This window comes from Parvimonas parva (assembly GCF_016552165.1).
Taxonomy (GTDB): domain Bacteria; phylum Bacillota; class Clostridia; order Tissierellales; family Peptoniphilaceae; genus Parvimonas; species Parvimonas parva.
This window is the reverse complement of sequence record NZ_JACVDA010000034.1, coordinates 1-8622: the sequence shown is the minus strand read 5'-3', so window position 1 is coordinate 8622 and position 8622 is coordinate 1. Positions and strand designations below refer to the sequence as shown.

Below are 8622 nucleotides of genomic sequence, written 5' to 3'. Positions count from 1 at the left end.
ATATTATTATACCACTTTTTAACTCTTTTCTCCACTAAAAAAGTGCCAATGATTTCTCATTGACACCTTTGTCATCAGTCTGACCATAAGCAAAATGCCTATGGTTCTTATTTTTTTATATTATAATTAATCATTTGTAACTATATCTGATTTTTTTGGATTTAATGTTGTTCCCCAAATCCAAATCTTTCTGTTTTTAACAAGTTCAATATTTTCTTTATTATAAACAGTTCTCCAAGATTCCCAAGCTAAGCCAGTATTTTCAATGACTTTGACCTTAAGATTTCTAACATTTCCCTTTAGATGGATAGTTTCTTCAAATCCTGCTGTACGAGCTTTACCATTATGTTCCCACTCTTTCTTTACTCTTTGTTCTTTTCCATCTTTGTAACTAACTTCTTCCCATTCAACGAAGAATTTTGCAACATAAGCTCCTGTATGTTTTAAAACTAATTCACCATTTTTATATGAAGTTATTTTTGTTTCAATGTATTCAGTATTATTTTTTACAACTGCAGGAGAATTATCTTTTACAAAAGCAGTTCTATAAGAAATAGGAACAGCTGAATTTTTCTTATTGTAATTTGCACCTTCTTGAATTATCTTTTTCAAATCTTCAACTTTTCCATTTACGATTTTTGTTGAAGCTGATGAATCTCCACCTAAAATAACAGCATTTACGCTTGTATTTTGTAATATGCGATGATATTCTGAATTAGGTGCAATTTCAACACCTTTAATTAATGCTTTAAAGGCTGCGTGAACATCTGTACTCTTACTTGAAGTTTCCAATTTGATATACATTGAACGTCCATATGATACATTAGAAACATATACAGGAGGAGTTTGTTCGTCAACTTCAGAGTCAATTAAATCTTGCTTTGTAACACTATTTGCAAAGAAATCCGCAGGTTTTGACGGAGCGTCAACACTTACATTAAAATAAACTTGACTAAATTTAACAATACAAATTTGTTTTTCTCCTTTGTGTATAGCATCAAAATTAATATTTAATGGTGTCCCCATTTTTTCCAAATCAATCCCAAATTGTGCCTTTATTTGATGTTCATCTTTTACCATTGCTTCTGTGTATTGAATTGCTGCAGGTATTGAATATCCATTGTTTGAATTATTCCAACGATCTAACAAATTATTGACCGAACTCTTAACTGAACTGTTTGTAGGATTTTTAACATTTATCACATTTGATCCGTTAGTCATTCCAGGTAAACTAATACTGAGGTTTATCGGAGCTCTTTCAGCAGAAATCAATGTAGGATTGTTTTCTAAAAGTCCTTTATCTGCCTTTAACAATGCTCCTGCAAAAATTCGGTCTTCATTAGAAGTCAATATTGAAGCATTTTCGTTTTGGCTACTCATACTTCTTTTTATTTTTTCTACAACAGTAAATCCATCATATCCATGTTCTCCAGTAGTAGGAAATGTATTTTTAAGTTTTTCCCCATTATTAGTCAGAATTAAATCTTTATTATACTTTAACCCTCTTAAATATTTATTCAATTCATCTTTAGTATTTTTTTGTTCGTCTGTTTTAGCTGTTGCAGGTTGTTCTGCAAATGTTACTAATGGTTGAGCTAATATTAGTGAAGATATTAACAATAGCAAACTTGATTTTTTTAGTAAATTTTTTTTCATATTTATTACCTCCATAAATTTTATACAAAAATAATACACCTATAAAAAACGATTGTCAATATTTTTTTAAAAATTTTTTAAAATTTTTTTAAAAAATTTTAAATTAAAAAACTTTTTATCAATAATCCACATAGTATTTACTCTTCAAAAACTAAATTTTTCTATAAACTTAAAGGAAATAATGTGTATATTTCGAATGAATTACGTTTTCATAATATGTATTTCATTTATCTATAATTCCAGTAATTTTCTTTTTCTTTTGAAAAAATTTTATTTCCCATTTATATTGTAATATATTTTTAAGTATTTATAAAATTAATTTTACATTTTTTATAACTTTATTTAAAATTAAAAAAATATGTAACAAAAAAATGTTACATATTTTTAATATTTTTATAAACTTTGTTATCTTTAAACTCCAAATTTATTTTTTCATTGTCAATTTTACTTTTTGCTTTTCAAGGTCTATTTCTAAAATTTTTACCTTTACTATATCAGAAACTTTTAAAACTTCTGAAGGGTGTTTTATAAATTTATTTGAAATTTGTGATATATGAACAAGTCCATCGTTTTTAATTCCAATGTCGATAAACGCACCGAAATCTACAACATTTCTAACAGTTCCTTTTAATTCCATTCCAACTTCCAAATCTTCGATTGAAAGTACATCTGACCTTAAAATAGGTTTTGGCATATCCTCTCTTATATCACGTCCCGGTCTTTTTAACTCATCAATTATATCTTTCAAAGTTAATTCCCCTACTTCTAATTCTTTAGAAAGTTTTGAAACATTTACTTTATCTAAATCTTTTCCATAAAGTTTTTTTGCTATTTCATAACTTTCAGGGTGAACCGCCGTATTATCAAGTGGATTTTCTCCATTTCTAATTCTTAAAAATCCGGCTGATTGTGTGTAAGCCTTCGGTCCTATTCCTTTTACTTTTTTAATTTCGTCTCTATTTTTAAAAGCACCATTTTCATCACGATAAGAAACCAAATTTTTAGCCATTGTCTTAGTCATTCCTGAAATGTAAGATAAAAGTGAGAATGATGCAGTATTAACATCAACTCCAACTTTATTTACACAATCTTCAATAACATCAGATAGTGTTTCTGTTAATTGTTTTTGATTTACATCGTGTTGATATTGTCCTATACCGATATGTTTAGGTTCAATCTTTACAAGCTCAGCCATTGGGTCTTGGATACGTCTGGCTATTGAGATAGCTCCTCTAACAGTTACGTCCAAATCTGGAAATTCTTCTTGACCAAGTTTTGATGCAGAATAGATTGATGCTCCTGCCTCGTTTACGATTGAATAGAATAAATCTTCTTTTTTCAATTCATTTATAAGTTCCACAACAACTTTTTCAGTTTCACGACTAGCAGTTCCATTTCCAATAGCAATTAAACTTACATCATATTTTTTAATAAGTTTTGATAAAATTTCCTTACTTTCCTTTATCTTTTCCTGTGGTTTAGTCGGATAGATATTTACATGGTCCAAAACTGAACCGGTTTTTGAAATGACTGCCACCTTACAACCTGTTCTATATCCTGGGTCGATACCTAAAACAACTCTATCTAAAATTGGAGATTGCATAATATAAGGCTTTAAGTTTTTTCCAAAAACTTCGATTGATTGTGTATCAGCCATTTCTTTTAGATTAGCTCTTATTTCAGTTTCTATTTGTGGGAATAAAAGTCTGTTATATCCGTCAACAACTGCATCTTTTAAAAATTTATAGCAGAAATTTTCCTTATCCATACATAATGAAAATAAAATATCATCAATATTTTTTTCATCACTTAGCTTAACAGAAACTTTTAAGGCTTTTTCTTTTTCTCCTCTATTTATAGCAAGTATTCTATGTGCCGGAAGTTTTGAAATCTTTTCAGAAAATTCATAGTACATATCATAAACATTATTTTCTTCTTTTCCTTTTTCAGAAACAAGCACACCATTTTTATTGGCATCAATTCTTAAAACATCTCTAAAATCTTTATCTTCAGAAATCATTTCAGCAATAATATCTAAAGCCCCTGCCATTGCCTGTTCAATATTTAAAACTTCTTTTTCTTCATTTATAAATTCTAAAGTTTTTTGTTCAAAATTATTTTCATTAAGTTTTCTATCTAAAATCAACTCTGCAAGTGGTTTTAATCCTTTTTCCTTTGCAATAGTTGCTCTAGTTCTCTTCTTAGGTCTGAAAGGAAGATAAATATCCTCAACTTTTGAAAGAGTTTCAGCATTTAAAATTTCACTTTTTAATTCGTCAGTCAACTCTCCAAGATCGTCAATTAATCTTATAACATCTTCTTTTCTTTGTTCTAAATTTCTTAAATATTGTAACTTTTGTTCTAAATTTCTAAGTATTTCATCATCTAAATTTCCAGTTACTTCTTTTCTATATCTTGCGATAAAAGGAATTGTATTTCCCTCATCGATAAGTTTTACAGTATTCTCAACTTGAGAAAGTTTTATACTCAATTCTTTTGCAATTTGTTCAAAAATATTCATTACTACCTCTTTACATAAAAAAGGGAGCTAACGCTCCCTTAAATTCTAACAAAATAATTATTTTGCAGGTGCACTGTGGATTGATTTTCCTTCTAATTGGTGAATTGCTTCCATAAATGCTTCTGATAGAGTTGGGTGTGCGTGAATCATTTTTCCAATTGACTCAACTCCCATATCATTTGCCATAGCAACAGTTCCTTCATGAATTAAGTCATTTGCATGAGGTCCTATAATATGGATACCTAAAATTTTCTTTAAGTCTTCAGTTGCAATAACTTTTACAAATCCATCGGCTTCTCCTAATGAAACAGCTTTACCATTTCCACTAAACATAAATTTACTCTTAACATAAGGAATATTTTGAGCGATAACTTCTTCTTCAGTTAACCCAACTTGAGCAACTTCTGGTAAAGTAAATGTACAAGCAGGAACAATTCCTAAGTTAATTTCTGGGTGTTCTCCCATTAATTTTTCAACAACGTGGATTGCTTGAGCACTTGCAACATGAGCAAGTTGAACATTTTCATAAACAACGTCTCCAATAGCATAGATATGGTCAACATTTGTCTTGAATCCTTCATCAGTAAGAACAGCTCCTCTTTCAGTAGCAACACCAGCTTTTTCGATTTCTAATCCATCGATATTAGCTTTTCTTCCTGTTGCTAAAAGAACCATTGTACCTTCAGCCTCTTCAACTTTGTCTTTATCAACTCTCTTAGCTACAACTTTTAATTTACCGTTAGATTCTGCAATTTCACTTGCACGAACTTTGTTTATAATCTTAATTCCAGCTTTTTTAAAGATGCTTGGAATTCTCTTTTGGATTTCTCCGTCTGTTGCAGGTAAAACACCATTAGTAATTACAGTTACTTTTGAACCGAATTGAGCGTAAATACTTGCAAATTCCATACCAATAACTCCACCACCAACAACTACAAGTTCTTCTGGAATTTCTTTTAAATCTAAGAATTCATCACTTGTAATTACATTTGGTAAATCAGTTCCGGCGATTGGTGGAACACTTGGTTTTGAACCAGTAGCAATAATTATGTAATCAGCTGTTACATCTTTTTGTGAACCATCATTTAATTTAACATGAATTGTATGTGGGTCAACGAAAGAACCAAATCCTTTTAGGTATTCAATATTTGGATAAGAACCGATTAAGAATTCTACCCCACCTACGATTTTTTCAACAACTTCGCACTTTCTTTCATTAAGTCTTAATGGGTCGATTTTACATTCATCCATAAGTAAACCAAATTCAGCTTTTCTGTGAATGTTTTCCATAATTTCAGCATTTTTCCAAAGTGTTTTTGTAGGGATACAACCTCTATTTAAACAAGTACCACCTGGTCTGTCTGCCTCAATAAGTACAACTTCTGCTCCCATTTGCGCAGCTCTAATAGCAGCCTCATATCCTCCTGGGCCTGCTCCGATAACAGCTATCTTAGTCATAAAACACACTCCTTAATTAAATTTTTTAATTTCTAAGTTTTTAAGTTTTCACTTACTTAAAATTATATCTCAAAAACAATTTTTTTTCAAGTTTTTATATAAATTTAACAAAAAATCAAAAAGTGAAAGTTAAATCCCATATTGTAAAATTAAGTTATCCAGTAAGAATAGAAAAAAAAACTCAATGAGATGTATAATAATTGTAACACAAAACACAAACATTTAACAATAGATTTAAGAAAATTAATAAAAAAATGGAAGAAGGAAAGAAAAAGTAATAGAAAAATAGCAAATAACTTTGATTTTCCTTATAGCAACGGATATTTAGATGAAAAATACAATAAAATAAAAACATTGAAAAGAATAACATATAGAATGGGAAATTTCAATAATTTTAGAAATAAGATTTTATTAATATAAGAAATAGAGTATAATATACTTAAATAAACCTATTTTGAAAGTAGGTTTATTTATGTTGTTTAAAAGATTATTACTTGGAAAACAGATATTTTTTTAATTTTCATAAAATTTTAAGAAAAAAACTAAAGGGAAGTGGTTTTTTATTCTCACTCCCCAACCTTAGTTGTTGAACTTTCTTTATATTATAAATTCAAATATACTTATTTTTTATCTTAATGGTTAAAATTTAGTTGCCTTTTTATTTTACATATCCATCAAGTTTACGTTCCTTATAAACACCAATTATTATTACAATCATAAATATTATAAAGTAAACCAACATATAATATCCATTTTCTATATATTCTTGAATTTTTTCAGTAACTCTAAGAAAGATAAAAGGTGTTAAAATTCCTGTCACAGAAGCCCTTACAAAATATTTATTTTTCTTAGTAATTTCAATTTTAAAAATAATAAAAGTATATAATATGAATACTAGAATGGAAAACAAATACCAGCTTCTTATCGTTATTAACAATCCTGTAACAAAAGAAACAATAAAACTTACTAAAATTAAAATATTATTCTTTTTCATAAATTAAAATGATCTCACATAAGCATTAGATGGATATGTTGAAAAAGGATGATCCCACCATGGCAACAAAATATTGGTACTTCCATTTGCATCTTCTGCATAAAATTTCAAAGCACCACCCGCTTGTTTTATATTATAATCATTCCATCCTGAACCAATAGAACATATAGCGTTAGCAATATTTGCAGTCCATCCAAAAACATCAATTATAACTGAACCTACAGCGCCAACTATATACCCCGGCAATGGATTACCATTTATAATAGAATTATACGCTTCATTTGAAAAGAAAACCTTACAAACAGTTACTGACGGTACTGTATATTCTTGTTTATATTTAACAACTCCGCCATTAGGAAAATACCCAGTAGTATCTCTATTCATACCAACATTTCCATACATTTGTTCAATTTCTTTTTCTATTAGTGGAAGAAATCTTTCTGCTTTTTGTTCTTTTAATTGTTTTTTTGCTATTTCTAATGCTATTTCCTTATGTGTTTTTCTATCGTTATCATGTGTATAATTTACATTAGAAATATATGTCAAATTTAAAACTAATACTGATAATAGTATCAAAAAACTTATTGTTTTTTTTACTAAATTTTTCATAATATCCTCCTTACAACAATAATGAATTTTTATATTTGTTCTATATAAAAACTAACCTAATCTCCATTTTTATATCTACTGATATTCAACATTTAAATCAGCTCCTTTCCATTACATTATAATACTTCACTAAAAAAAAGTCAATTGTTTTTTACTTACTGACTGACTTAATTGTAAATAACAATGACATAGTTGACTTTGCAAGACAAAGTGCAATAAATGCCTTAGGCGAAGAAAATGTCCAAGTTTTAGAAAAACCAAGTTTAGCCGGAGAAGATTTTGCTTACTATCTTGAAGAAAAGAAAGGTGCTTATGTATTCTTAAGAAACCCTCTTTATGTTGATGGAGTAGCTTATCCTCATCATAACGGAAAATTCGGTTTAAATGAAAAATATTTTATAAATGGAGTTAAATTCTTCGTACAAGCAGTTAGCGACTATTTAAAATAGTAAATAATTTTAAACAAATAGAGAGAACGTCTGTTCTCTCTATTCTTTTATAAATACAAATTTATTTTCAAAAGACATTTCTTCACTAAATTTATATCCCTCTTTATTAAATTGTTTTATTTCTTCAATATTTTCAATTTTGTTTTTAGTCATAAAGTTTAACATCATTCCCCTTGCTTTTTTTGAAATTGTGGAATGTTTTTTTAATTTTCCATCAGCATTTTCAAAAAATTCAAAATCTAAAAACTTTTCATCTGTAATATATTTTTTTATTACTTTTGAAAATTCATCACTTGCAAGATTAATGATTAAATTTTCATCTTTTAAAACTTCTTTTGCTATCTCATCTTCCCAAAATTTATATAAATTACCCATTTTCGTTTTCATTAGAAAATCAAGTCTATACGGATTTATCAAATCAAAAGGTTTAAGCACCCCATAAAGCGCAGAAATAATAATTAAATGCTCCTTTATATACTCTAAATCGCAATTGTCAAACTCTTCTCTTTTTATATTCTTATAACACATTCCATCATACATATAAAAAGCCTTGCAAAATTCTTTTGAAATTAACACTTCCGGAACATTCTTTAAAATTTCATTCGTCTTTTCTAAAAAATTTAAGCCAAAAGAAAATCTCTCACAAGTTTTAGAAATTGTCTTTGCAGGTGATAAAATTATTTTCATATTTCTCTCCTATTTCTTTAATAGCATATACTAATAGTAGCAATTATAACATCTACTAGCTGTAAAAGTCAATTTATTATTTATAATTTGGACTTTTCAATTGTTATGATACAATTGATGTGAGACCAAGGGTACAAAAAAAAGAGAATATCCTGTATAATTAAAATAACAAAAAAAATAACTAGAAAGGAACTCTCTTTTATGAATAATATTATATCACAAAATCAAGAAAATATAAAACACAACCA

At 28.1% G+C, this 8622-nt stretch carries 7 protein-coding genes and 1 pseudogene; 2 read left to right on the top strand and 6 right to left on the bottom strand.

The window, feature by feature from the left end:
• Positions 1-126: 126 nt before the first annotated feature.
• The 3 genes from IBJ83_RS08100 to lpdA form a co-directional block, all read right to left on the bottom strand.
• Positions 127-1656: a thiol-activated cytolysin family protein gene (locus tag IBJ83_RS08100; protein WP_201276053.1), complete on the bottom strand. Its 1530-nt coding sequence runs from the start codon at positions 1654-1656 to the stop codon at positions 127-129.
• A 424-nt stretch (positions 1657-2080) separates the two neighbouring features.
• Positions 2081-4177 (bottom strand): Tex family protein, encoded by a 2097-nt coding sequence (locus IBJ83_RS08095; protein ID WP_201276052.1) that lies wholly within the window; start codon positions 4175-4177, stop codon positions 2081-2083.
• Positions 4178-4234: 57 nt separating this feature from the next.
• Positions 4235-5635: a dihydrolipoyl dehydrogenase gene (gene lpdA, locus IBJ83_RS08090; RefSeq protein ID WP_201276051.1), complete on the bottom strand. Its 1401-nt coding sequence runs from the start codon at positions 5633-5635 to the stop codon at positions 4235-4237.
• A 186-nt stretch (positions 5636-5821) separates the two neighbouring features.
• On the opposite strand from lpdA, the pseudogene IBJ83_RS08085 reads away from it, so the two are divergent.
• Positions 5822-6055: pseudogene (locus tag IBJ83_RS08085) on the top strand (transposase); the annotation flags it as partial.
• Between the two features lie 238 nt (positions 6056-6293).
• Here the strand turns inward: IBJ83_RS08085 and IBJ83_RS08080 are convergent.
• Both IBJ83_RS08080 and IBJ83_RS08075 read right to left on the bottom strand, forming a co-directional pair.
• The gene (locus IBJ83_RS08080) at positions 6294-6629 is read right to left on the bottom strand and encodes a hypothetical protein (protein WP_201276049.1); all 336 of its coding nucleotides are present in this window, start codon (positions 6627-6629) and stop codon (positions 6294-6296) included.
• A 3-nt stretch (positions 6630-6632) separates the two neighbouring features.
• The gene (locus IBJ83_RS08075) at positions 6633-7238 is read right to left on the bottom strand and encodes a hypothetical protein (RefSeq protein ID WP_201276048.1); all 606 of its coding nucleotides are present in this window, start codon (positions 7236-7238) and stop codon (positions 6633-6635) included.
• Positions 7239-7381: 143 nt separating this feature from the next.
• On the opposite strand from IBJ83_RS08075, the gene IBJ83_RS08645 reads away from it, so the two are divergent.
• Positions 7382-7687: a M20/M25/M40 family metallo-hydrolase gene (locus IBJ83_RS08645; protein ID WP_408635050.1), complete on the top strand. Its 306-nt coding sequence runs from the start codon at positions 7382-7384 to the stop codon at positions 7685-7687.
• 39 nt (positions 7688-7726) lie between these two features.
• Here the strand turns inward: IBJ83_RS08645 and IBJ83_RS08070 are convergent, their stop codons facing one another.
• Positions 7727-8374, bottom strand: coding sequence for a YaaA family protein (locus tag IBJ83_RS08070; protein WP_201276047.1), 648 nt, complete (start codon positions 8372-8374; stop codon positions 7727-7729).
• Between the last annotated feature and the right edge of the window lie 248 nt (positions 8375-8622).

What these genes read in the sequence shown, in the direction of transcription:
- IBJ83_RS08080 (WP_201276049.1), bottom strand. Translation starts at nt 6,629, where the DNA reads ATGAAAAAGAATAATATTTTAATTTTAGTAAGTTTTATTGTTTCTTTT.
- IBJ83_RS08100 (WP_201276053.1), bottom strand. Translation starts at nt 1,656, where the DNA reads ATGAAAAAAAATTTACTAAAAAAATCAAGTTTGCTATTGTTAATATCT.
- IBJ83_RS08095 (WP_201276052.1), bottom strand. Translation starts at nt 4,177, where the DNA reads ATGAATATTTTTGAACAAATTGCAAAAGAATTGAGTATAAAACTTTCT.
- lpdA (WP_201276051.1), bottom strand. Translation starts at nt 5,635, where the DNA reads ATGACTAAGATAGCTGTTATCGGAGCAGGCCCAGGAGGATATGAGGCT.
- IBJ83_RS08070 (WP_201276047.1), bottom strand. Translation starts at nt 8,374, where the DNA reads ATGAAAATAATTTTATCACCTGCAAAGACAATTTCTAAAACTTGTGAG.
- IBJ83_RS08075 (WP_201276048.1), bottom strand. Translation starts at nt 7,238, where the DNA reads ATGAAAAATTTAGTAAAAAAAACAATAAGTTTTTTGATACTATTATCA.